The following is a 21927-nucleotide window of genomic DNA, read 5'->3' as shown; positions in this document are numbered from 1 at the left end:
CCAGCCCGCGCATGCCGGCAATATCATCATCGGCTTTGGCCGGATCGAGGGGCGCACCGTCGGCATCGTCGCCAACCAGCCGATGGTGCTCGCGGGCTGCCTCGACATCAACTCGTCGAAGAAGGCGGGGCGTTTCGTGCGCTTCTGCGACGCCTTCGACATCCCGATCATCACATTCGTCGATGTACCGGGCTTCCTGCCGGGCACGCAGCAGGAGCTGAACGGCATCATCAAGCATGGCGCCAAGCTGCTCTTCGCCTATGCCGAAGCGACCGTGCCCAAGATCACGGTGATCACGCGCAAGGCCTATGGCGGCGCCTATGACGTCATGGCGTCCAAGCATCTGCGCGGCGACCTGAACTATGCCTGGCCGACCGCCGAGATCGCGGTGATGGGCGCCAAGGGCGCGGTGGAGATCATCTTCCGCGGAAAGACCCCCGAGGAGATCGCCGCGCGCACCGCAGAATATGAAGCGCGCTTCGCCAACCCGTTCGTCGCGGCCTCCAAGGGCTTCATCGACGAGGTGATCGCACCGCATTCGACGCGCAAGCGCATCGCGCTGGGCTTGCGGAAGCTGCGCAACAAGCAGCTCGAGAACCCGTGGAAGAAGCATGACAATATTCCGCTTTAGCGCTGCTTGGATCGGGCTGCTGGTCGCCGGTTGCGGGTCGGCGGTGGGAGGCCGTCCGGATGCCAATACGCCCTTGGGGAGGATCACGCGCATTGGGGACTTCAGGAGTGCGTCGATCGCCTTGAAGGGCTTCACTGAAGCTCGCTTAAGCAACCCGGTCGCTCTGAAGGCCGAGTTCCTGCAAGCCGGATTTGTTGCGTCAAAATTCGCTGATGAGAAAGGCGTTGAGTGTCAGTCCTACACTTGGACCAGCGATGACATTTTCCCAGTCGTGATGCTGGCGAACATATGCGGGCAAGACGTGTCCACAAACGCTGGCCAACTGGCGCCATAGGAGAAGGTATGAACTTCGGCCGTCTGAACCATGTCGGGGTTGCAACCCCCTCGATCGAGAAGTCGATCGCGCTCTATCGCGACCTGATGGGCGCGACGAAGATCCATGAACCCTTCGACCTGCCGCCCCAAGGGGTGCGCGTGTGCTTTGTCGATACGCCCAACAGCCAGATCGAACTGATCGAGCCGCTGGGCGAGAATTCGCCCATCCTGAAGTTCCTCGAAAAGAACCCGCTCGGCGGGCAGCATCATGTCTGCTTCGAGGTGCCCGATATCCATGCGGCCAAGGCCGAGATGGAGGCCAAGGGCGCAAAGGTGCTCGGTGAGCCGCGCATCGGGGCGCATGGCACGCCTGTGATCTTCGTCCACCCGAAGGATATGGGCGGCGTGCTGGTCGAACTGATGGAGACGCCCAAGGACAGCGGGCATTGATCAACTCCGCTCATCCTGAGGAGCCGTTGAGCGAAGTCGAAACGGCGTCTCGAAGGACGCTTCGGCACTGGTCCTTCGAGACGGGCCTTCGCCAAGCTCAGTCCCTCCTCAGGACGAGCGGGATAGGGGAGATGGTATGACCTACGAAACGATTCGCCTCGACATCGCGGACAACATCGCGACGATCACGCTCAACCGGCCCGAGCGGCTCAATGCCGCGCCGCCGCAGATGTTCGACGAGATCCGCGACGTGCTTGATGGTGCTCAGGCCAATGGCATCCGCGCGCTGCTGATCACGGGCGAGGGCCGCGCCTTCTGCTCGGGTGCAGACCTTCAGGGTCGCGACGGCGAACAGTCGATCACGGGCGGCGCGCGCGCCAAGGCGGCGCTGACCGCGAGCTTCAACCCGACAATGGTCGCGCTGTCGCAGGCACCGATCCCGATCGTGACCGCCGTCAACGGTCCTGCCGCGGGTATCGGCTGCTCGCTCGCGCTGGCGGGTGACTTCGTGCTCGCGGGCAAGTCGGCCTATTTCCTCCAGGCCTTCGTCAATATCGGGCTGGTGCCCGATGGCGGCGCGACCTGGATGCTGCCGCGTCTGGTGGGCAAGGCGCGCGCGATGGAGATGATGATGCTCGGCGAGCGCATCCCCGCTGAAAAAGCCGAAAGCTGGGGGCTGATTTACAAGGCGATCGACGATGCGGTGCTGCTCGAAGAGGCGCGGCTGCTGGCCAGGCGACTGGCGGCGGGACCGACCCTCGCGCTCGGGCTGATGCGCAAGGGTATCGCCGACGCGCTTGAACAGGATTACGCCGCGGCGATGACCGCGGAAGCCGATCGCCAGAACAAGGCGGGCGACAGCGAGGATGCGGCCGAAGGGACCGCGGCCTTCCTCCAGAAGCGCAAGGCGGAGTTCAAGGGGAAGTGACTATCGTTCACCTGAGTACCCCGGCGAAGGCCGGGGTCCAGAGTCCGGCGCACAACTGGACCCCGGCCTTCGCCGGGGTACGTGGAAAGCATTATGACTGACAAGACCATCGCTGACTGGCAGGCGCTCGCGACCAAGGAGGTCAAAGGCAAGGATCTGAACTGGCAGACGCCCGAGGGCATCACGGTAAAGCCGCTCTATACCGCCGAGGACGTAAAGGACGTCGAGACGGGCCTGCCCGGCTTCGGACCCTTCACGCGCGGCGTGCGCGCGTCGATGTATGCGGGGCGCCCATGGACGATCCGGCAATATGCGGGCTTCTCGACCGCCGAGGAATCGAACGCCTTCTACCGCCGCAATCTCGCCGCGGGGCAGAAGGGGCTTTCGGTCGCCTTCGACCTTGCCACGCACCGCGGCTATGACAGCGACCATCCGCGCGTGACGGGCGATGTCGGGAAAGCAGGCGTCGCGATCGACAGCGTCGAGGACATGAAGATTCTGTTCGACGGCATTCCGCTTGGCGAAATGTCGGTGTCGATGACGATGAATGGTGCTGTGATCCCGATCCTCGCCTTCTTCATCGTCGCGGGCGAGGAGCAGGGCGTCCCTCAGGAGAAGCTGGACGGCACGATCCAGAACGACATCCTCAAGGAGTTCATGGTCCGCAACACCTATATCTACCCGCCCGAGCCGAGCATGCGGATCATCTCGGACATCATCGGCTACACTTCGGCTCACATGCCGAAGTTCAACAGCATCTCGATCTCGGGCTATCACATGCAGGAGGCGGGGGCGACGCAGCTCCAGGAGCTCGCCTTCACCATCGCCGACGGCAAGGAATATGCGCGAGCAGCCATGGCCTCGGGGCTCGATCTCGACAAGTTCGCGGGCCGCCTCAGCTTCTTCTTCGCGATCGGCATGAACTTCTTCATGGAGGTCGCGAAGCTGCGCGCCGCGCGCAAGCTGTGGCACCGCGTGATGACCGAACTCGGCGCAAAGGACGAGCGCTCCAAGATGCTGCGTACGCACTGCCAGACTTCGGGCGTGTCGCTGACCGAACAGGATCCGTACAACAACGTCATGCGCACGACGATCGAGGCGATGGCGGCGATGCTGGGGGGCACCCAGTCGCTCCACACCAACGCGCTCGACGAGGCGATCGCGCTTCCCACCGACTTCTCCGCCCGCATCGCGCGCAACACGCAGATCGTGATCCAGGAAGAGACGGGCATGTGCAATGTCGTCGATCCCTTGGGCGGCAGCTATTATGTCGAGGCGCTGACGCAGGAGCTCTACGAAAAGGCGTGGGAGATCATCGAGCGTGTCGAGGCCGAAGGCGGGATGGCGAAAGCCGTGGCGAAGGGCTGGCCCAAGGCTATGATCGAGGAAGCCGCCGCCGCGCGGCAGGCGCGCGTCGACCGTGCCGAAGACGTGATCGTCGGGGTCAACAAATACCGGCTCAAGGAAGAAGAGCCGATCGACATTCTCGACGTCGATAACGTCGCGGTGCGCGAGGCGCAGATCGCGCGCATCAACACGATGAAGGCCGCTCGCGATGAAGCGAAGTGCCAGGCTGCGCTCGATGCGCTGCGTGAAGGGGCTGCGGCGGGCGAGAACCTGCTCGGCCTCGCGGTCGAATGCGCGCGCCAGCGCGCGACGCTGGGCGAGATCTCTGCGGCGATGGAGGATGTCTTCGGTCGCTACGGCACCGTGCCGACCCCGGTGAAGGGCGTCTATGGCGGCGCCTATTCGGATGACGATCGCTGGGCGCGCGTCGTGAACGGCGTCGAGGCGGTCACGCGCCGCAAGGGCCGCAAGCCGCGGATGCTCGTCGCCAAGATGGGGCAGGACGGCCATGACCGCGGCGCAAACGTGATCGCATCGGCCTATTCGGACATGGGCTTCGAGGTGGTGAGCGGCCCGCTGTTCCAGACGCCGCAGGAAACGCTGGCGCTGGCGCTCGACAAGGATGTCGACGTGGTTGGAGCGTCGAGCCTTGCCGCGGGCCACAAGACGCTGATCCCCGAGCTCATCAGGCTGCTCAGGGATGCGGGGCGCAGCGACATCAAGGTTGTCGCGGGCGGCGTCATTCCCGCGCAGGATTACGAATTTCTGCGTGCGGCCGGCGTCGCGGGGATTTATGGTCCCGGCTCCAACGTGGTCGACAGCGCAGCCGACGTGCTGCGCCTGCTCGGCCACAACATGCCCCCGGAGGGGCTGGAGGAGGCCGCCGAATGAATATTCATGCCATTGGTCTTGCCGCACTCGCTTCGCTGACCGCGACGGCTTCGGCCGCGACCGCCAACGAAGCGTCGCCCTATCAGGCGATCACGCTCGGCAAGCTCGAACCCATGCAGGCAATCGACAAGTTCGCCGCGGTCTGTATGCCCGGCTTTCCTGATGCCAGCGGCTTTCGAACGGCGCTGAAAAACTCGCCCGATCCCTATGTTCGCGTGGCGACCGCGGATCCGAAGAAGCGGCAATTGTGGCGCACCGACAGCGTGTTCGTGAACTATTCGTTCGCGACGCCGGGCAAGGCCGAGCCCGCCGTGCCGCAGTGCAATTTCGATGCCGTGGCCCCGCAGGCGGTCGACCGCGAATATGTCGCGCAACTGATCGAAAGGCTGATCGAGCGCGACACAAAGGCGAGAACGCGGCCCGCGCGCAAGAGCGAGGACGGCTATTACAGCTGGAGCTGGACTGTGAAGAAGCAACCCGTGCGGCTGCTCTACATTTACGGCCCGCCACTCAAGCCGCATCAGATATCCCTGTCGCTCCAAGTCTGGAATGGAACCGAATGACCGTGCGTACCGACTGGACCCGCGAGGAAATCGCGGGTCTCTTTGACCTGCCCTTCAACGACCTGCTGTTCGAGGCGCAGTCGGTCCATCGTGCCAATTTTCCGCGCAACGAGGTTCAGCTCTCGACGCTGCTATCGATCAAGACGGGCGGTTGCCCCGAGGATTGCGGCTATTGCAGCCAGTCGACCGAGGCCGACAGCGGCCTGAAGGCGACCAAGCTGATGGATGTGCAGGCGGTACTCCAGGCCGCGGCACAGGCCAAGGATCACGGCTCGGGCCGCTTCTGCATGGGCGCCGCCTGGCGCAATCCCAAGGACCGCGACATGCCCGCGCTCATCGAGATGGTGAAGGGCGTGCGCCAGATGGGCATGGAAACCTGCATGACGCTCGGCATGCTGAGCGAGGGACAGGCGAAGCAACTCGCCGATGCGGGCCTCGATTACTACAACCACAATATCGACACTTCTCCTGAGAACTACGCCAACGTCATCACGACGCGGACCTTCGAGGACCGGATCGAGACGCTGGAGAATGTGCGTTCGGCCGGCATCAATGTGTGCTGCGGCGGGATCGTCGGGATGGGTGAGACGCGCAGCGACCGCATCGGCTTCATCCATGCGCTCGCCACCATGCCGCACCCCGAAAGCGTGCCGATCAACGCGCTGGTGCCGGTGAAGGGCACGGTACTGGGCGACATGTTGGCCGATACGCCGATGGCGAAGATCGACGAGATCGAGTTCGTTCGCACGGTCGCGGTCGCGCGCATCACCATGCCGCATTCGATGGTGCGCCTCTCGGCGGGTCGCGAGAGCATGAGCGAGGCGTGCCAGGCTTTGTGCTTCATGGCGGGCGCGAACAGCATCTTCACCGGCGACAAGCTGCTGACCGCTGCGAACGCGGGCGACGACAAGGACGCCGCGCTGCTTTCGAAGCTGGGCATTAGCGCGATGCAGGCACAGCCGCACGGGCATCTGGAAGCGGCGGAGTAATGATTGCCGTCGCGTTCTTGCTGATGGCGGCGGCGCAGGGACCCAATTGCGCCAGTCCCGTCACCCAGGCCGATATGAACCAGTGCGCGGATCGCGATTATCAGGCCGCGGATGCGGCGCTGAACCGGCAGTGGAAGGTCACGTCCGAGGCTATGAAGACGGCTGACCGTGAGGCGGGCGCACAGGATGGCCGGCCGGGCTATGCGGCGTCGCTTCTCGAAGCACAGCGCGCATGGCTCAAATATCGCGACACGCATTGCGTAAGCGAAGGATATCAGGCGCGGGGCGGCAGCATGGAGCCGATGCTGGTCAGCGCCTGCCGCGCGGAACTGACCAAGCAACGAACCGAACAATTGCGGAAACTGGCGGAAAGCAACTGAAAATGATCAAAAAAATCCTGATCGCCAATCGCGGCGAAATCGCGTGCCGCGTCATCCGCACGGCGCGGAAGATGGGCATCAAGACCGTCGCGGTCTATTCCGACGCCGACGCGCGCGCGCCGCATGTCGAGTTGGCCGACGAGGCCGTGCATATCGGTCCGCCGCCCGCCGCCCGGTCCTATCTGATCGCCGACAAGATCATCGAGGCGTGCAAGGCGACGGGCGCCGACGCGGTCCACCCGGGCTACGGCTTCCTTTCGGAGCGCGAGAGCTTTCGGAAGGCGCTGGATGCCGAAGGCATCATCTTCGTCGGGCCGCCTGCCAATGCGATCGCGGCAATGGGCGACAAGATCGAGTCCAAGAAGCTCGCCATGGAAGCGGGCGTCAACGTCGTCCCCGGCTTTGTCGGCGTGATCGACGACACCGAACATGCGGTGAAGATCTCCAACGAGATCGGCTATCCGGTGATGATGAAGGCGTCGGCCGGCGGCGGCGGCAAGGGGATGCGCCTCGCTTACTCGGAGCAGGATGTCCGCGAGGGCTTCGAGGCGACCAAGCGCGAGGGTCTGGCAAGCTTCGGCGATGACCGCGTCTTCATCGAGAAGTTCATCGAGAGCCCGCGCCATATCGAGATCCAGATCCTCGGCGACCAGCACGGCAATATCGTGTACCTCAACGAGCGCGAATGCTCGATCCAGCGCCGCCACCAGAAGGTCGTCGAGGAAGCGCCCTCCCCCTTCGTTTCGCCCGAAATGCGTAAGAAGATGGGTGAGCAGTGCGTCGCGCTCGCGCGCGCGGTCGGCTATTTCAGCGCGGGGACGGTCGAACTGATCGTGTCGGGCGCCGACAAGACCGGCGACGGCTTCTACTTCCTTGAGATGAACACGCGACTTCAGGTCGAGCATCCCGTCACCGAGGAGATCACCGGCCTCGATCTCGTCGAGCAGATGATCCGCGTCGCCAATGGCGAGAAGCTGGCCTTCACGCAGGATGACGTGAAGATCAACGGCTGGTCCATCGAGAACCGCGTCTATGCCGAGGACCCGTATCGCGGCTTCCTGCCCTCGACCGGGCGCCTCGTGCGCTACAATCCTCCCGAGACGGGCGATGGCGTGCGTGTCGACGATGGCGTGATCGAGGGGGGCGAGGTGTCGATGTTCTACGACCCGATGATCGCCAAGCTCATCACCTGGGCGCCGACGCGGCTCGAGGCGATCGACAAACAGATCGCGGCGCTCGACCGTTTCGAGATCGAAGGGCCGGGGCACAATATCGATTTCGTCTCTGCGCTGATGCAACATGAACGCTTCCGCTCGGGCGACATCACCACGGGCTTCATCGCCGAGGAATATCCCGACGGATTCACGGGTGCACCCGCGAGCAGCCGAGCTGCAGCGCAATCTCGCGGCAATCGCCGCCTTCGTCGCGACCGCGCATGCCGATCGCGCGCGGCGGATTTCGGGCCAGTTGGGCGACCGGCTCCAGCCGCCCTCGCTGTGGCAGGCCAAGATCGGCGATGCGCTGATGGATGTCGCGATCGACTATGACGAGGTGCGCGTCGACGGTGAGCTGCTCGATCTCGATCTCAGCTACACCCCGGGCGACCGGCTGATCGAGGCCGAGGTCAATGGCGAGCCGCTCGCGGTGCGGATCGCGTCGATCAAGTCGGGCTTGCGCCTGACGACACGGGGCAAGAGCCACGATATCCGCATACTGCCAGCGCGCATCGCGCGCCACGCGGCGCACATGATCGAAAAGATCCCGCCCGACCTTTCCAAATTCCTGCTCTGCCCGATGCCGGGTCTGCTCGTCTCGCTTAATGTCGGCGAGGGCGACAAGGTCGAGGCGGGCCAGCCGCTCGCGGTGGTCGAGGCGATGAAGATGGAGAATATCCTGCGCGCCGAAAAGTCGGGCGTGGTCAAGAGCGTCAGCGCCAGGGCGGGCGACAGCCTCGCGGTCGACGCGGTAATCCTCGAGATGGAATGAGGCGCGCCGCCAGCGCGCCTCCCGGCAATCCGCTATGTCGGGGAAGCGGACATGGCCTTGAGCCCTCTCCCGCCTTTGCGGGATAGGGTTGGGTGAGAGTCTTCTTCTCATGTCTTCCTCAAGAAACAAGAAGAAGACCCTCATCCCCCACCGCCTGCTGCGGCGGGTCCCTCCTTCTCCCGTGACGGCGGGAGAAGGCTGATAATGGGGGGAGAGCGGCCGTCGCCTATTCGGCCAATAAATAGCTGTCGGGCCGCGCCAGCCCAATCAGGCAAAGCCCCGCCGCCCTCGCCCGCTCCAGCGCGAGGCTTGTCGGCGCCGAGATCGTGACCAGCGCGGGAGCCCCCGCCAGCACCGCCTTCTCCACCAGTTCATAGGAGCAGCGCGCGGTAAGCAGCGCGAAGCCGCCGTCCCATCCGAGCCCCGCACGCAGCATCGCGCCGTTCAGTTTGTCGAAGGCATTGTGCCTGCCCACGTCCTCGCGCACCAGCCGGATCGCGCCGTCCGCGCTGCACAGCGCCGCACCGTGCACCGCCCCCGTCGCCTGGCTGAGCGGTTGATGCCCGGGCAGCGACGCGAGCGCCGCGAACACCGCCTCATGGCTCGGCGCCTTGGCCGTCACCCTGGGCAGTGGCCTGAGCGCCTGTTCCAGATTCTCGATCCCGCACAGCCCGCAGCTCGATTCCGAGACGCGGTGCCGGACGCGTTCGACGACCAGTTCGGCGCGCGCCTCGACGAGCTGGACGCGCAGGATCGTGCCGCCATCAACCTCATGCGCTGCCACGTCCAGTATATCGCCCCTGCCCCCGATCAGACGCTCCGAGGCTGCGAAGCCGTACGCGAAATCTACCATGTCGACGGGCGTCGCCATCATCACCGCATAGCCAAGGCCATTGAACTCGATCGCCACGGGATGCTCGACCGCGACATCGCGATCGGCGGTACGCATGGCGCCGTCCGCGCCAATGGCGGTGAAGTGTGTCGCGATGCTGGATCTGGCGCTCATCTCGGTGGTGTCGCGCAAAGCGTGCACGCCGACAAGCACTTGCCAAGCCGCGGGTGACAGGTCCACATCGCAACGACAGTCCGGGGAGCAGCATGACGACCATAAACAGCGCGGCGCAGACCCGTCTTTTGACGCTCGATGCGATACGCGGCGTTGCGGTGATGGGCATATTGCTGATGAACGTCATCGCCTTCACCATGCCCGAACAGGCTTATATCAATCCGCTCGCCTGGGGCGGCACGCGCGCGGTCGATCTCGGGGCCTGGGCGGTCAATTTCGTGCTCATCGACGGCAAGATGCGCGGGCTCTTCTCGCTGCTCTTCGGCGCGAGCATGCTGCTCGTGGTCGAGCGCGCCGAGGCGAAGGGCGAGGATGGCGGCAGGGTTCATGCGCGCCGCATGGTCTGGCTGCTGTTGTTCGGTCTGGCGCACTATTACCTGATCTGGTTCGGCGACATCCTCGTCCTCTACGCGGTCATCGGCTGCATCGCCTGGCTGTTCAGCGACCGCGAGCCGGTGAACCTCATCAAATGGGGGATCATCTTCCTTGTGGTGAGCTTCTTCCTCTGGGCTTTCATGCAGGCGATGATGGTCATGATGCAGATGGCGGCGAGCGCGCCGGGCGCGTCCGCAGAAGCGATAAAGGGCCTGGAGGAGCTTCGGCACAGTCTCGGCGCACCGGGCAGCCCGGGGATCGCGAAGGAAATCGCGGTCTATCGCGGCGACTATACCGATATTCTCGGCTATCGCTTCGGGGATCGCGCCACGGGGCCGCTGCTGATGATCCTGATGTCCGGAATCGAGACGCTCGGGCTGATGCTGCTGGGGATGGCACTGCTCAGGAACGGCTTTCTGACCGGGACGTGGGCGCCCGAACGCTATCGCGGCACTGCGATCCGCTATTATCTGATTGGCCTTCCGCCGATGATCCTGCTGTGCCTGTGGTGCCTCTACAGCGGCTTCGATCCGCTGACGGTGTTCGGCGCGGTATTCGTCTGGGCCTCTCCCTTCCGCATAGTGCTGGTGATCGCGCATGCCGCGCTCGCGCTCTGGCTGCTCCAGCGCTTCGCCCATAGCGCGATCGTGGTGCGGCTCGCCGCGACGGGCCGCGCGGCCTTTACCAACTATCTGGGCACCAGCATTGTCATGACGACGATCTTCTACGGTTATGGCTTCGGCCTGTTCGGGGCGGTTTCGCGCGCAGGCGTCTATCTTTTCGTGCTTGGCGTCTGGGCGCTCATGCTGCTGTGGTCCAAGCCCTGGCTCGACCGCTTCGCCTATGGCCCCTTCGAGTGGCTGTGGCGCTCGCTCGCGCGCGGGGGGGTACAACCGATGCGGCGCACCCGGATCGGCTGAGCGCATCGCCACTCGGCTCGTCGCATTCGCTCCCGTGGCATCCCCGCCGCGATCATTTCTATATTGCGATCCATTATCATTATGATTAATTGCGAGTCGTTATCGGAGGATTCGCCTTGGTCGTCTGCATCTGCAATGCCATTCGAGAAAAGGATCTGCGCGAGACGGTGCGCAGTGGCGGCGGCAATAACACGTGCAGCGCCTATGCATCGATGGGACGCCGCACGCGCTGCGGACAGTGCATCCCGTTCGCGCAAAGCATTATCAAGTCCGAGCTTGCGACCGCCTGACAATAGCGACTAGCACAGCGCAATAACCCGCAGAAATCAGCCATTTTTTGCTTCACTGGGGCCCTGTTGGAGCGTATATTTGCGCTTTCCCGACAAAGGAGCGTACAGTGAAGGGCGATACCAAGGTCATCGAATATTTGAACGAGGCGCTCAAGAACGAGCTGACCGCGGTGAACCAGTATTGGCTGCACTATCGCATGCTCGACAATTGGGGCGTCAGCCGCCTCGCCGAATTCGAACGGCATGAATCGATCGACGAGATGAAGCACGCGGACAAACTGTCCGAGCGCATCTTCTTCCTCGAGGGGCTGCCCAATTTCCAGCTTCTGGGCCGCCTGAAGATCGGTGAGACCGTCGAGGAAGTCCTCAAGGCCGACCTCGCGCTCGAAAATGAGGCGATCCCACTGTTGCGCGACGCGATCGCGCATTGCGAGAGCGTGCGCGACTATGTCAGCCGCGATCTCCTCGCCGACATCCTCGAAAATGAGGAAGAGCATGTCGACACGCTCGAAAAGCAGTTCGACATGATCGAGCGCATGGGGCTGCAGAATTATATCCAGCTTCAGTCGACGCCCGAGAACGATTGAGACCAGCCACACGATCGCACCAGGGCTCGGGAGCCCTGGCGCGGTCCGGCACGGTTCATCCCTGCAACCAGGCCCCGTTTGCCAGCGACAGCGCATGCTCCCGCACGCCCACCGTCCAATCCGCTATCAACGCGCCGAACCGCGCCTGGTCTCCTGCATAAAGCGCGCGGATCGCTTCCTCATATCCGGGCCTGTCGCCCGCAATCGCTGAGAGGAAGTGATAGGTCGCATCACGCGCTGCGCGCGGGTCGCGGCCCTGTTTCTGCCGTGCATCGTCGATCAGCCTTCTCAGCGTCACCGAGGCGCCTCCGCGCTGCGCGCGGAGCCATTCCCAATGCCGGGGCAACAGCGTCACCTCACGCGCCACTACGCCCAGTCTGGGGCGGCCCCGCGGCCGCGCCGGCTCGTCCGGGCGCATGTCCAGATCGATCTGCCGGCCCGTTTCGTCGTCGAACACGAGCAAGGGTCCTGCGGCGTGGTCACCATCCAGGGCGCGAATCGTCTCGCGCACATCATCTGGCGCGCCGCTGGCGATCCAGATATCGCCGGCAAAGGCGGTGCAACTGTCCATGAGTCATCCTTTCGGACACCCATATATTATCCGGGTATAATTATGGCAATATCATCCGGGTAAAATATCAGTCGCGAAGCGTGACCCAGGTCGGCGCATGGTCGCTCGCCTTTTCTCGCCCGCGATATTCGCGATCGACATTCGCATCGACCAGCCGGTCGGCCGCCTGCGGGCTCAACAGCAGATGATCGATCCTGAAGCCGGCATCGCGCTCCCAGCCGCGCATCTGATAGTCCCAGAAGGTCCAGACCTGCCCCGTGGGATGCCGCGTCCTGATCGCATCGGTCCAGCCCTGGTAGCAGAGCGTGCGAAACGCGGCGCGGCTTTCGGGCTGCATCAGGGCATCGTCCTGCATCGCCTGGACCGAGAAGACGTCCTCATCGGTGGGAATGACGTTATAGTCACCCGCCAGCACCGCGGGCACTTCCTCGGCCAATATCGCGGACGCGCGCTCCTGCAGCCGCTTCATCCAGCGCAGCTTGTAGTCGAACTTGGGGCCGGGCTGGGGATTGCCATTGGGCAGATAGATCGAGGCGACGCGCAGACCCATCACATCGGCTTCGATATAGCGGCTGTGATCGTCCTCGGGCTCGCCGTCGAGCCCTTTCTGGATCTCGACCGGATCGACGCCCCGCGCAAGGATGGCGACGCCGTTGAAGCCCTTCTGGCCATGCCAGATGGCGCCATAGCCGGCACCGCGGATATCGGCCTCCGGAAAGGTCTCGTCAGAGCTTTTCAGTTCCTGGAGACACGCGATGTCAGGCTTGGTCTCGTCGAGCCATTCAAGCAGGCGCGGCAGCCGCGCCTTGATGCCGTTGACGTTGTATGTCGCGATTTTCATGGGGCGTTGCCTAGCGCAAAGCCTTGACGTCGAGAAGGCTTAGATCGCGAAGCTCGAACCGCAGCCGCAACCCGATGCGGCATTGGGATTGGTGACGCGAAACGCCGAGCCGCCAAGCGATTCGACATAATCGACCGCCGAACCGCGCACCAGATCGAGGCTGACCGGATCAACGACGAGTTGCACGCCATCACGCGAAACCGCGATATCGTCGCTCTCGACAGCCTCGGTCAGGCCGAAACGGTACTGGAAGCCCGAACAGCCGCCGCCTTCGACCGCGAGCCGCAGGATGGCGGGCTTGCCCTGGCGTGAAGCAATCGCCGCGACACGCGCAGCGGCGGAGGGTGTGAGTTCGATGGAAAGCGGTTCGCTCATGAACCCCAGATAGTGAGCGGCGGGGTCGGCTGCAACGGGTTGCGCCAACCCCTTTTCCTCTCCGCTCAGTCCTTGTCCGGCCCGCCCATCGCAACGCGGGTGGTGCCGGCGCTCTCACGCTGCTGCAGCGCGATCAGATAGTCCGACGACTGGAGGAACGGCATCGGGTTGACCGCGCGCCCGTCCAGGCGGACTTCGTAATGGAGATGGCTGCCCGTCGAGCGGCCCGTCGAGCCCATGCGGCCGATCAGCTGGCCGCGCTTCACCCGGGTGTTGGGCGCCACGAGGATCGCCGACATATGGCCGTAACGCGTCTGGATGCCCTGGCCATGTTCGATCTCGACATAATTGCCATAGCCGCCCAGGCGCTGGGCGCGGCCGACGACGCCATCGGCGGTGGCGTAGATGGGCGTGCCGAGCGGTCCCGGAATGTCGACGCCCGCATGCATCGCGCGGCTGCCGCGGAACGGATCCGACCGGAAGCCGAAATTGCTGGTGAAGGTCAGGAGATCGACGGGGCGCTGCGAAGGGATCGAGACGCTGCCCTGGGTGCCGACCTGATCGAGCTTCTTCCACGACAGGAAGAGCGAACGATATTGCGGATCGGCCGCGCTGTCGCGCGGCGTGGCCTTTTCAAAGACGCCACCGGTGGCAGGCGCGGCGGCGGCAACGGCCGCATTGGCGCTGGCTGCGGTCTCGGTCTCTGCCTGCGCAGCGGGTGCAGCAAGGACGGGGGAGACGATCGCAGCTGCGAGGCCAAGAATTTGAGGGATGCGCGAGGTAATACGGAACCCGCCCACCGAAAATACGTTCTTGCAATACATATTCACGCCCATGCGACCCCCAGAGATCGGCTTGTAAACGCCGATCGCGACCAGCGTGGTTTCAGTTATTCTTACACCGGGCTTGCCCCGCCCTTTCTGATGCCCAGCCTTTCTGAAAAGGCGGGACGCTTTCTACAAGTCATAAGTAAAAATCTTGCGTCAAACCGGCAGCAGCCCGCGCTGAGTCGTTGAATGGCGGCTTCAGCACACTGCGAAAATGGCGGTTTACCAGCGTTTTCCATTTATTAACCGGGTCCGAATCGTCGCGTTCGCACGCCCAGTTGAACCACCGCGTCCCCGCCGCGACATGCCTGATCTCGTCCGTCAATATGCGCTGAAGGATATGTGCCGAAGGGTCGTCGCCGGCCTCGTGAAACCGCGCGATGGTGGCAGGCGTGATATCGAGCCCGCGCGCTTCGAGCACCATCGGCACCACCGCGAGCCGCGCCAGGGCATCGCCCGCCGTCTCTTCGGCCGCCTCCCACAGCCCGTCATGCGCGGGATGCGCGCCATAGTGGCTACCGAGCGTACGCAATCGCCGGTCGAGCAACGCGAAATGCATCGCTTCGTCGGCACCCACCTTCATCCAGTCGTCAATGAACCCGCGCGGAAAGCCGCTCCCGAAGCGCCCTGCCATGTCGAAGGCCAGATCGATCGCGACATATTCGATATGCGCGAGCGCATGAAGCATCGCGATCCGCCCGCGCTCCGAACCGCCCTTGCCGCGCTTGGGCATCCGATTGGGCGGCAGCAGCTCGGGTTTTGCGGGGCGCGCGGGCCGATCGGGCATCGATACCGAAAACTCGTGCGCCAGCCGCCCCAGCCGCCAGTCGCGCGCCACCCGGCGCGCCGATCTGACCTTTTCGGCGGGCGTGCCGGCAAGCAACACTCCGCAGATCGCCGCACTCAGCCCCTGCATCATTCAGCCAAGCGCCCGGACCGCAGTCAAAACCTCCTCGGCATGGCCTTTCACCTTCACCTTGCGCCAGATGCGCGCGATCCGCCCGGCGGCGTCGATCAGGAAGGTCGCACGCTCGATACCCATATAGGTGCGGCCATACATGCTCTTTTCCACCCAGGTGCCGAAGGCTTCGCAGACGCTGTCATCCACATCGCTCGCGAGCGCGACCTTCAGGTCATATTTGGCGATGAACTTGCCGTGCTTCGCCGGCGTATCCTTCGATACGCCAAGCACCGCGGCGCCCGCTGCCGCGAAATCGCCGATCAGCGCGGTGAAGTCCTGCGCCTCGGCGGTGCAGCCCGCCGTATCGTCCTTGGGATAGAAATAAAGCACGAGCGGCTTTCCGCGCCATTCGGAGAGCGGCCGGCGGCTCCCATCGGGCATCGTGAGCGTCACTTCGGGGGCGGGATCGCCAGGGTTGAGCATCAATGGACCTCCTCGGTTTGGGAAACGACGCCTTGCCAGCTTTCCGATATCGCGGCGCGCGCGGCGGCATAGGCCTGAAGCAATGCCTCCCAGCTTTCATGGCGGCACGCGCGCGCGACGAGCCTGCGCGTCGCCTCGGCGGGCGCGTCGCAGGAGGGTGACACCAGCCTGAGCGTCACCAGCATCCGCGCCAGCAATTCATAAGCCTCCACCAGTCCTGCCGGCAGGCGCCCCGCCGCAGTCAGCGCGTCGATCGCCACGCCAAGCCGCGGATCGAAGCCCGTGCGGTCGCGCAGCTGCGTCGTATGCACACAGAATTCGAGATCGACCAGCCCGCCGTCGATCAGCTTGACGTCGAAGGGACCGCAGGCCGGCTTGTGCCTTGCCATCTCCGCGCGCATCGAGACCGCATCAGCCAGCAACCTTGCGGAATCGCGCGGCTGGTCGAGAATATCGGCGATGCTCGCCGCCAGCGCCGCGCGCGCGCTTTCGGATCCGAAAACCGGCCGCGCACGACACAGCGCCATATGCTCCCAGGTCCAGGCGCTTTCGCGCTGATAGCGCTCGAACCCGGTCAGCGACACCGCCAAGGGCCCTTGTGCGCCCGAGGGCCTCAGCCGCGTATCGACTTCGTAGAGAGGTCCTGATGCGGTTGGCACCGACAACGCCGCACTGATCCGCTGCGCCAGCCGATTATAATATTGCACCGCGCCCAAGGGCCGGGCGCCGTCGGATTCGGCCTCGTGGCTGCCCGTAAAGACATAGATGAGGTCGAGGTCGGAGGCGTGGGTCAGCGCACCGCCGCCAAGCCGTCCCAGGCCTATGATCGCCATTTCGCTGTCGGGAACGCGTCCGTGCGCCGTCTGGAATTCCGCGATCGCGGCGGACGCGAGCACGTTGATCGCGGCCTCGGCGACACGGGCATATCCGCCGGCAACCTCGATCGGATCCCCTGCCCCCTCGACGATCTGGACACCCAGTGCGAAGCGGCGTTCATTGACCTTCTGCCGCACCGAATCGAGCATCTGCTGATAATCCGCCCCGCGCTCCACGCGCGATAATTCGGCGCCGAGCTGGCCGATCGAGGGTGCCGGATCGAGCGCGGTCGCATCAATCAGGCCGTCGAGCAGTTCGGGACGACGCCCGAGCTGTTCCGCGAGTGCAGGCGCGTAGCTCAGAATGTCGCCCAGCAGCCGCGCAAGCGCGGGGCGCGCGTCGAGCAGGCGGAAAAGATTGATCGCGCTGGGGAGCCGCTGGATGATGTCGTCGAGCCGATTGAGCGCGCCATTGGGGTCGGGGGAATGTCCAAGCGCGGTGATCAATCCCGGCAGCACGCCTTCCAGCGCCGAACGCGCGGCATCGGTTCGCAATGCCCGAACCGATCCATCGCGCCATTTCTGAATACGCGCGATCGCCGCCTGTGCATCCGGGAAGCCCGCGTCGGCAAGCTGGCGCTCGAGCACATCGACGTCGCCGGTCAGCCGCCGCGAATCCTCGCCATCGTCGTCGAGCTGGTCGTAGATCCGGCCCACAGTCTCGACGGGCCCGGCGAGCAGGTCGATCAGCGCGCCGCCATCGTCGAGGCCGTGCAGCCGCGCGACATTGTCCAGCGCGGCGGCGTCACGCGGCAGACTGTGCGTCTGCTGATCGTCGACCATCTGGAGACGGTGCTCGATCGTCCGGTAGAGCCGGTAGGAACTGGCGAGCACATCCTCGACATCGCGTTCGATGCGCCCGGCGGCGCCAAGCGCCGCGAGCGCATCGAGCGTGGCCGGGACACGCAGATCGGTCTCGCGGCCGCCATAGATGAGCTGATGGATCTGCGCGAAGAACTCGACCTCGCGGATTCCGCCGCGGCCGCGCTTCAGATCGTAGCCGGGGCCGAAAATCTGACCTCGCGCGTGATGACCGCGAATGCGCCGGGAAATGCCGCGAATTTCGGCGATCGCTCCATAATCGAGCCCCCGCCGCCAGACAAAAGGCCGGATCGCGTCGAGAAATTCGGTCCCCAGCGCGATATCGCCCGCACAGGCGCGCGCGCGAATGAATGCAGCGCGCTCCCATGGCAGCGCGCTCGATTCATAGTAGGAGATTGCCGCATTGATCGGCAGCGCGATCGGCGTCGCTTCGGGCGAGGGCCTCAGACGAAGATCGACGCGAAAGACATAGCCATCGCCGTCGCGCCTCTGGAGCAGTTCGACCACGCGCCTGCCGATGCGAACGGCAGCCTCCACGGGCTCTTCGCGCGCGCGTCGCGGCAGCGCTTCGGGATCGAAGATCAGGATCGGGTCGATGTCGGAAGAATAGTTGAGTTCGCGGCTGCCATGCTTGCCCAGGCCGAGGACCGCAAAGCCGCGCGGTTCGGCATCGGGCGTGCGCTCTGCAATTGCTGCGACAATCGCGCGATCGAGCGCACGGTCGGCGAGGTCGGAAAGCTGCGTGACGACCTCTTCGAAGCCCAGCACGCCCGCAAGGTCGCCCACCGCAAGCACCAGCGCCAGCCCCTGTCGCTCGATCCGCAGCGCGCGCGCGACATCGGGCTCGGCCGCGGCCTTGGCGCGGGCCAGCGCCATCGCGGCATCAACCCCGTCGCCCCGCAACGCTTCGGCGAGATCCGGATTGCGTTCAGCCATAAGGCGCAGGAAAGGCGCGTGTTTTTCGGCGCAGCTGAGCGCATCGGCGATCGCGTGTGTTGCATCCATGCAACTGCCTTAACGGCACGTGACACCAAAAGACAGACGGTACGCAACCAGCCGCGCTTCACCGCGTTGTGGGTATATGCGCAACGGCAAGGATCAGGATTGCAACATCAACGGCCACCCGATGCTGGTGGTACGGCCGCGCCGTGCAGACGGCGTGGGCGAGGCGTTGCGCACCGCCTTTCGTGATCGTTCGGGCCAGCCGCCGGCCGATATGCGCGCGCTGCTCGACCGGCTGCGCTAGCACCCCGGCTCAGCGGTCGCGGCTGAGTTCGTCCACCTGCTCCATGATCGTCTCGAGCGCAGAACGGGTGCTGTCGCCCTGATGCGTGCTGCGCGGGCTGAGCGTGTTGTCTGACATGATCTGTTCGAGCGCGACGCGTCCGCGCGCGACACGGCTCTTGATGGTGCCGACCGCAACACCACAGATCTCGGCTGCCTCTTCATAGGCGAAGCCCCCTGCCCCAACGAGAATCAGCGCCTCGCGCTGAGGCTGTGGCAGCAACATCAGCGCCCGCTGCATGTCTGCCAGTTCGACATGCCTGTCCTGGCTTGCGGGAGCCGCCAGAATCCGGTCGGCAGCAAGATCGTCCCATTCGCCCTTGAAGCGCGCACGGCGCATCTGCGAAAGATAGAGATTGCGCAGGATAATGAAGGTCCATGCGCGCATATTGGTGCCCGCCTGAAAGCGCTTGCGCGCCGCCCAGGCCTTCATCAACGTTTCCTGGACAAGGTCGTCGGCCAGGTCGGCATTACCTGAAAGCGAGCGGCCAAAGGCGCGCAGATGCGGGATCACCGCAGCAAGCTCGGCCTTGAACTCATCGTCGCCCAGGGGGACATGTTCGGGCACAGCCATATCCGACGGCAACTCGCCATCGGGGCGCTCCAGCGATGTCTGAGGTATATCCTTACCCATCATGTCCCCGGCCCGGTCGATTCCGCGAATCGTCGCCCTAGCAAGTGCAAAATTAGCACCGCGCCGCCATAGCGGCTAATGAAAATCCCGAAATGCGCGAAGTCAAAGCAGCACAAGTGCGGCAAAAATGATCACCACCGAGGCCAGCGAGATGCCAAGGACGTAACGTGCCACATGCGGCGTCCAGCCTGCCCGAGCGTGCTCGGCGTCAATATGAACCTGCCTGTTGTCGGCCATGGAATTGCGACCCTGCGTTGCATATTCTGAGCCAAATCAACGCAGCAACGCGATCGCAGTTCCGTCGACGAAACAATAGCGGTTCAGGCAGGTACGGTCGCCTGGTCGAAGAACAAGGCCTGCGCGATCGCCGCCTTGACCGTCGAGCGCTGGAACGGCTTGGTGATCAGAAAGGTCGGCTCGGGCCGCTCGCCCGTCAGCAAGCGTTCGGGAAAAGCGGTGATGAAGATCACGGGCACGCTGAACTCGCCGAGGATATCCTTGACCGCGTCGATCCCGCTGCTGTCGTCGGCGAGCTGAATGTCCGCGAGCACGAGACCCGGTCGACGCGCCTTCGCCAGTGCAACCGCCTCGTCGCGCGTCACCGCAACACCCGTCACGTCATGGCCCAGATCGCGCACGATCGTTTCGATATCCATGGCGATGATCGGCTCGTCTTCGATGATGAGCACGTCGGCGCGGGTCTGGCGTTCGATTTCGGCCAGCGCCTCGGCGACCAGTATTTCGACCTCGTCGATCTCGGCGTCGATCAGATAGGCGGCATCCTCAGTGGTAAACCCCTCCATCGAGGTCAGCAGCAAGGCCTGACGCGACAATGGCGTAATCTGTGCCAGCCGTGCCTGCGCGATCGATTCGGGGCGCAACGGCTCGGCGAGAGGGGGCGCATTTCCATCGACATTGGTCGACGACCAGATCGCGTGGAAGGTCCGATATAGCCCGAGTCGCGGATCGACTTCGCGAGGAAACTGCTCCGGCGCATCCACGATGGCTTCAAGCGTCGCGCGAACATAGGCGTCGCCGTGGCTCTGGCTGCCCGTAAGAGCGCGTGCGTAGCGGCGAAGGAAGGGAAGATGCGGCGCCAATTGCTGACCAAGCGACATTGATGCGATGCTCCTATCATCAAACGTTTGTTCTGCGGCGGCGGGTTGGCCGTGACAAGCCCTCCACGGACGCGCCCCAAAGCGGATACAGATGCGTAACAGTCTGGAACAAACCAGCGAGTTTTTAGTTTCATGCTGCGACCATCAAATATGCCGTACGCTTCTTGCCATTTGATCGGCGAGGGGTTTTGGGCCAGAGAGGTGCCCGTGTTCGGGCTTTGCAAGTAGCTGTGCAGGGGGATTCGCCGCCGGTGTCGACAAAGGAAAAAATTCAAAAGTCGGGCCCGTCTTCCGCAAGCGCCAAAAAGGGGAAGCGAACAGAGTCATCGCCTTCCACGAACAGCCGCGATGTCGGCCAGGCGCTCCGCTCCATTTACCAGAAAACCGTGGACGAGGCGGTTCCATCCGAAATGCTCGATCTCTTGGGTAAGCTCGGTTGAGGCGGGGTGAAGCCGCGCGGATCTGGCGCTGACGCCGCCAACAAGCCGCTGCGAGAGCCGCGCCTTGCCAATCTGTCGACGGGTTTCAAGCTCTTCCTCATACTGAGCCTGGCCTTGCTGCCATTGGGCTTGATCGCCTTTTTCGCGACGCTGCAATCCAGCCGGACCGCCGATCTCGAAAACCAGGCGCAGATGCGGATCGCGCTGGCCGAAAGCACGCGCAAGCTGGCGGCTACAATGGCGTCGGACATTTCGGCGACACGCGTCGCACTGGAAGCGCTCGCCGATCAGTCCGAGGATCCCGCCATCTGCGCACGGCTGTCGGGCATCATGTCGGCGCAGGGCGGGTCGGCCGCGCCCTTCGCGATCTTCGGCCCTGCCTCCACGCCCCTCTGTGCAACGCCGGGTTTTGTCACTCACCGGCCAAGCACGCTTTCACTCGTGCCGGGCGGAGCCGCGCAGATCGAGTTGAAGGATGATCGGCTCGAAGTCGTGGTCAGCGGCAGCGGAAGCGCCTATGTCGGCGTGATCATATATTCGCGCGAAGCGCTTGCCGCGGTCGGGGCGCCTGGCGGCTTCGCCCCCGATTACGCGCTGTCGCTTAACAGCCCAGAACAAAGCCTGACGCTTGTGCCTTATACCGGCGAGCATGGCCTGGCGGGCCATGAAACGCTGACCGCGCCAGTGGGCGCGTCGGGGCTATCGGCGGAAATGACCGTCGCGCGCGAGCCGTTCAGCACTGCCGAAATCGTGGCTATCCTGCTGCCTTTGGTGATGTGGGCCGCCGCTGCCGCGATCGGGTGGCTGGTGGTCGACAGACTGCTCATTCGCCCGTTGCGCCGGCTCGAGCGCGAGGTTTCCAGCTATCGGCCCGGGGAAATCCTTGAGCCCATCCAGGAGCCGACATCGGCGCACGAACTGCGCCAGCTGGGCGCGACCTTCCATACCATCACCCGCATGATCTCGACCCACGAAGCCGAACTCGCAGAAGGACTCGCGCGCCAGACGCGCCTGACGCGCGAGGTACATCACCGGGTG

At 64.2% G+C, this 21927-nt stretch carries 22 protein-coding genes and 2 pseudogenes; 13 read left to right on the top strand and 11 right to left on the bottom strand.

The features are described 5' to 3' along the window. From MKI88_RS19445 to MKI88_RS19410, 8 genes and pseudogenes are all read left to right on the top strand, one after another. Positions 1–631 (top strand): carboxyl transferase domain-containing protein (locus MKI88_RS19445; protein ID WP_281063767.1); only part of this gene is annotated, 631 nt, incomplete at its 5' end. A gap of 342 nt (positions 632–973) precedes the next feature. After that, entirely contained in the window at positions 974–1396 is a 423-nt protein-coding gene (mce, locus tag MKI88_RS19440) for a methylmalonyl-CoA epimerase (RefSeq protein ID WP_241633208.1), read from the top strand. A 136-nt stretch (positions 1397–1532) separates the two neighbouring features. Continuing rightward, on the top strand, positions 1533–2324 hold the full coding sequence (locus tag MKI88_RS19435; protein WP_241633207.1) for an enoyl-CoA hydratase-related protein: 792 nt from the start codon (positions 1533–1535) through the stop codon (positions 2322–2324). Between the two features lie 93 nt (positions 2325–2417). After that, a complete protein-coding gene (scpA, locus tag MKI88_RS19430; RefSeq protein ID WP_241633206.1) occupies positions 2418–4562 on the top strand; it encodes a methylmalonyl-CoA mutase in 2145 nt (714 codons plus the stop codon). Then, positions 4559–5125 carry a hypothetical protein gene (locus MKI88_RS19425; protein WP_241633205.1) on the top strand — a complete coding sequence of 189 codons (567 nt, stop codon included), beginning with the start codon at positions 4559–4561 and terminating at the stop codon, positions 5123–5125. The genes scpA and MKI88_RS19425 overlap by 4 nt, the downstream gene beginning before the upstream one ends. Next, positions 5122–6114: a biotin synthase BioB gene (gene bioB / locus MKI88_RS19420; RefSeq protein WP_241633204.1), complete on the top strand. Its 993-nt coding sequence runs from the start codon at positions 5122–5124 to the stop codon at positions 6112–6114. Before MKI88_RS19425 ends, bioB begins: the two co-directional genes overlap by 4 nt. Then, positions 6114–6494, top strand: coding sequence for a lysozyme inhibitor LprI family protein (locus MKI88_RS19415; RefSeq protein WP_241633203.1), 381 nt, complete (start codon positions 6114–6116; stop codon positions 6492–6494). The genes bioB and MKI88_RS19415 overlap by 1 nt, the downstream gene beginning before the upstream one ends. Positions 6495–6496: 2 nt before the next feature. Then, positions 6497–8480: pseudogene (locus MKI88_RS19410) on the top strand (acetyl-CoA carboxylase biotin carboxylase subunit). 226 nt (positions 8481–8706) lie between these two features. Here the strand turns inward: MKI88_RS19410 and fdhD are convergent. Next, a complete protein-coding gene (gene fdhD, locus MKI88_RS19405) occupies positions 8707–9486 on the bottom strand; it encodes a formate dehydrogenase accessory sulfurtransferase FdhD (RefSeq protein ID WP_407073390.1) in 780 nt (259 codons plus the stop codon). A gap of 92 nt (positions 9487–9578) precedes the next feature. Between fdhD and MKI88_RS19400 the strand changes: the two genes are divergently transcribed. The 3 genes from MKI88_RS19400 (at position 9579) to bfr (ending at position 11718) form a co-directional block, all read left to right on the top strand. Next, positions 9579–10841, top strand: coding sequence for a DUF418 domain-containing protein (locus MKI88_RS19400; RefSeq protein ID WP_241633202.1), 1263 nt, complete (start codon positions 9579–9581; stop codon positions 10839–10841). A gap of 116 nt (positions 10842–10957) precedes the next feature. After that, complete coding sequence (locus MKI88_RS19395) at positions 10958–11131, top strand: bacterioferritin-associated ferredoxin (RefSeq protein ID WP_241633201.1); 174 nt, start codon at positions 10958–10960, stop codon at positions 11129–11131. Positions 11132–11238: 107 nt separating this feature from the next. Further along, entirely contained in the window at positions 11239–11718 is a 480-nt protein-coding gene (bfr, locus tag MKI88_RS19390) for a bacterioferritin (RefSeq protein WP_241633200.1), read from the top strand. A gap of 55 nt (positions 11719–11773) precedes the next feature. Here bfr and MKI88_RS19385 read toward each other — a convergent pair whose 3' ends face one another. From MKI88_RS19385 to MKI88_RS19355, 7 genes are all read right to left on the bottom strand, one after another. After that, the gene (locus tag MKI88_RS19385; protein ID WP_241633199.1) at positions 11774–12289 is read right to left on the bottom strand and encodes a DUF2239 family protein; all 516 of its coding nucleotides are present in this window, start codon (positions 12287–12289) and stop codon (positions 11774–11776) included. A gap of 67 nt (positions 12290–12356) precedes the next feature. Beyond that, on the bottom strand, positions 12357–13130 hold the full coding sequence (gene xth / locus MKI88_RS19380) for an exodeoxyribonuclease III (RefSeq protein ID WP_241633198.1): 774 nt from the start codon (positions 13128–13130) through the stop codon (positions 12357–12359). Positions 13131–13169: 39 nt separating this feature from the next. Continuing rightward, positions 13170–13505, bottom strand: coding sequence for an iron-sulfur cluster insertion protein ErpA (gene erpA / locus MKI88_RS19375; protein ID WP_241633210.1), 336 nt, complete (start codon positions 13503–13505; stop codon positions 13170–13172). A gap of 65 nt (positions 13506–13570) precedes the next feature. Next, positions 13571–14341 (bottom strand): M23 family metallopeptidase, encoded by a 771-nt coding sequence (locus MKI88_RS19370; protein WP_241633197.1) that lies wholly within the window; start codon positions 14339–14341, stop codon positions 13571–13573. A 127-nt stretch (positions 14342–14468) separates the two neighbouring features. Continuing rightward, positions 14469–15248, bottom strand: coding sequence for a ferritin-like domain-containing protein (locus MKI88_RS19365; protein ID WP_407073389.1), 780 nt, complete (start codon positions 15246–15248; stop codon positions 14469–14471). Between the two features lie 3 nt (positions 15249–15251). Continuing rightward, on the bottom strand, positions 15252–15716 hold the full coding sequence (locus tag MKI88_RS19360) for a peroxiredoxin (protein WP_241633195.1): 465 nt from the start codon (positions 15714–15716) through the stop codon (positions 15252–15254). Continuing rightward, the gene (locus MKI88_RS19355) at positions 15716–18418 is read right to left on the bottom strand and encodes a bifunctional [glutamine synthetase] adenylyltransferase/[glutamine synthetase]-adenylyl-L-tyrosine phosphorylase (protein ID WP_241633194.1); all 2703 of its coding nucleotides are present in this window, start codon (positions 18416–18418) and stop codon (positions 15716–15718) included. Before MKI88_RS19355 ends, MKI88_RS19360 begins: the two co-directional genes overlap by 1 nt. Positions 18419–18494: 76 nt before the next feature. Here MKI88_RS19355 and MKI88_RS19350 point away from each other — a divergent pair, with 76 nt between their 5' ends. After that, complete coding sequence (locus MKI88_RS19350; RefSeq protein WP_241633193.1) at positions 18495–18659, top strand: hypothetical protein; 165 nt, start codon at positions 18495–18497, stop codon at positions 18657–18659. A 9-nt stretch (positions 18660–18668) separates the two neighbouring features. Here the strand turns inward: MKI88_RS19350 and MKI88_RS19345 are convergent, their stop codons facing one another. The 3 genes from MKI88_RS19345 to MKI88_RS19340 form a co-directional block, all read right to left on the bottom strand. After that, positions 18669–19271, bottom strand: a complete 603-nt coding sequence (locus MKI88_RS19345; RefSeq protein ID WP_241633209.1) for a sigma-70 family RNA polymerase sigma factor — start codon at positions 19269–19271, stop codon at positions 18669–18671. A gap of 162 nt (positions 19272–19433) precedes the next feature. After that, the gene (locus tag MKI88_RS21445) at positions 19434–19568 is read right to left on the bottom strand and encodes a hypothetical protein (RefSeq protein WP_281063766.1); all 135 of its coding nucleotides are present in this window, start codon (positions 19566–19568) and stop codon (positions 19434–19436) included. An 83-nt stretch (positions 19569–19651) separates the two neighbouring features. Continuing rightward, entirely contained in the window at positions 19652–20449 is a 798-nt protein-coding gene (locus tag MKI88_RS19340) for a response regulator (protein WP_241633192.1), read from the bottom strand. 446 nt (positions 20450–20895) lie between these two features. Between MKI88_RS19340 and MKI88_RS19335 the strand changes: the two are divergent. Continuing rightward, positions 20896–21927: pseudogene (locus tag MKI88_RS19335) on the top strand (histidine kinase); the annotation flags it as partial.

Origin of the sequence: Sphingomonas sp. LaA6.9 (genome assembly GCF_022601895.1) — a bacterium.
Lineage (GTDB): Bacteria > Pseudomonadota > Alphaproteobacteria > Sphingomonadales > Sphingomonadaceae > Sphingobium_A.
Note: the sequence above shows the minus strand (reverse complement) of the source record. Positions and strands in the feature narration are given on the sequence as shown.

What these genes read in the sequence shown, in the direction of transcription:
- mce (WP_241633208.1), top strand. Translation starts at nt 974, where the DNA reads ATGAACTTCGGCCGTCTGAACCATGTCGGGGTTGCAACCCCCTCGATC.
- MKI88_RS19435 (WP_241633207.1), top strand. Translation starts at nt 1,533, where the DNA reads ATGACCTACGAAACGATTCGCCTCGACATCGCGGACAACATCGCGACG.
- scpA (WP_241633206.1), top strand. Translation starts at nt 2,418, where the DNA reads ATGACTGACAAGACCATCGCTGACTGGCAGGCGCTCGCGACCAAGGAG.
- MKI88_RS19425 (WP_241633205.1), top strand. Translation starts at nt 4,559, where the DNA reads ATGAATATTCATGCCATTGGTCTTGCCGCACTCGCTTCGCTGACCGCG.
- bioB (WP_241633204.1), top strand. Translation starts at nt 5,122, where the DNA reads ATGACCGTGCGTACCGACTGGACCCGCGAGGAAATCGCGGGTCTCTTT.
- MKI88_RS19415 (WP_241633203.1), top strand. Translation starts at nt 6,114, where the DNA reads ATGATTGCCGTCGCGTTCTTGCTGATGGCGGCGGCGCAGGGACCCAAT.
- fdhD (WP_407073390.1), bottom strand. Translation starts at nt 9,486, where the DNA reads ATGAGCGCCAGATCCAGCATCGCGACACACTTCACCGCCATTGGCGCG.
- MKI88_RS19400 (WP_241633202.1), top strand. Translation starts at nt 9,579, where the DNA reads ATGACGACCATAAACAGCGCGGCGCAGACCCGTCTTTTGACGCTCGAT.
- MKI88_RS19385 (WP_241633199.1), bottom strand. Translation starts at nt 12,289, where the DNA reads ATGGACAGTTGCACCGCCTTTGCCGGCGATATCTGGATCGCCAGCGGC.
- xth (WP_241633198.1), bottom strand. Translation starts at nt 13,130, where the DNA reads ATGAAAATCGCGACATACAACGTCAACGGCATCAAGGCGCGGCTGCCG.
- erpA (WP_241633210.1), bottom strand. Translation starts at nt 13,505, where the DNA reads ATGAGCGAACCGCTTTCCATCGAACTCACACCCTCCGCCGCTGCGCGT.
- MKI88_RS19370 (WP_241633197.1), bottom strand. Translation starts at nt 14,341, where the DNA reads ATGGGCGTGAATATGTATTGCAAGAACGTATTTTCGGTGGGCGGGTTC.
- MKI88_RS19365 (WP_407073389.1), bottom strand. Translation starts at nt 15,248, where the DNA reads ATGCAGGGGCTGAGTGCGGCGATCTGCGGAGTGTTGCTTGCCGGCACG.
- MKI88_RS19360 (WP_241633195.1), bottom strand. Translation starts at nt 15,716, where the DNA reads ATGCTCAACCCTGGCGATCCCGCCCCCGAAGTGACGCTCACGATGCCC.
- MKI88_RS19355 (WP_241633194.1), bottom strand. Translation starts at nt 18,418, where the DNA reads ATGGATGCAACACACGCGATCGCCGATGCGCTCAGCTGCGCCGAAAAA.
- MKI88_RS19350 (WP_241633193.1), top strand. Translation starts at nt 18,495, where the DNA reads ATGCGCAACGGCAAGGATCAGGATTGCAACATCAACGGCCACCCGATG.
- MKI88_RS19345 (WP_241633209.1), bottom strand. Translation starts at nt 19,271, where the DNA reads ATGGCTGTGCCCGAACATGTCCCCCTGGGCGACGATGAGTTCAAGGCC.
- MKI88_RS21445 (WP_281063766.1), bottom strand. Translation starts at nt 19,568, where the DNA reads ATGGCCGACAACAGGCAGGTTCATATTGACGCCGAGCACGCTCGGGCA.
- MKI88_RS19340 (WP_241633192.1), bottom strand. Translation starts at nt 20,449, where the DNA reads ATGTCGCTTGGTCAGCAATTGGCGCCGCATCTTCCCTTCCTTCGCCGC.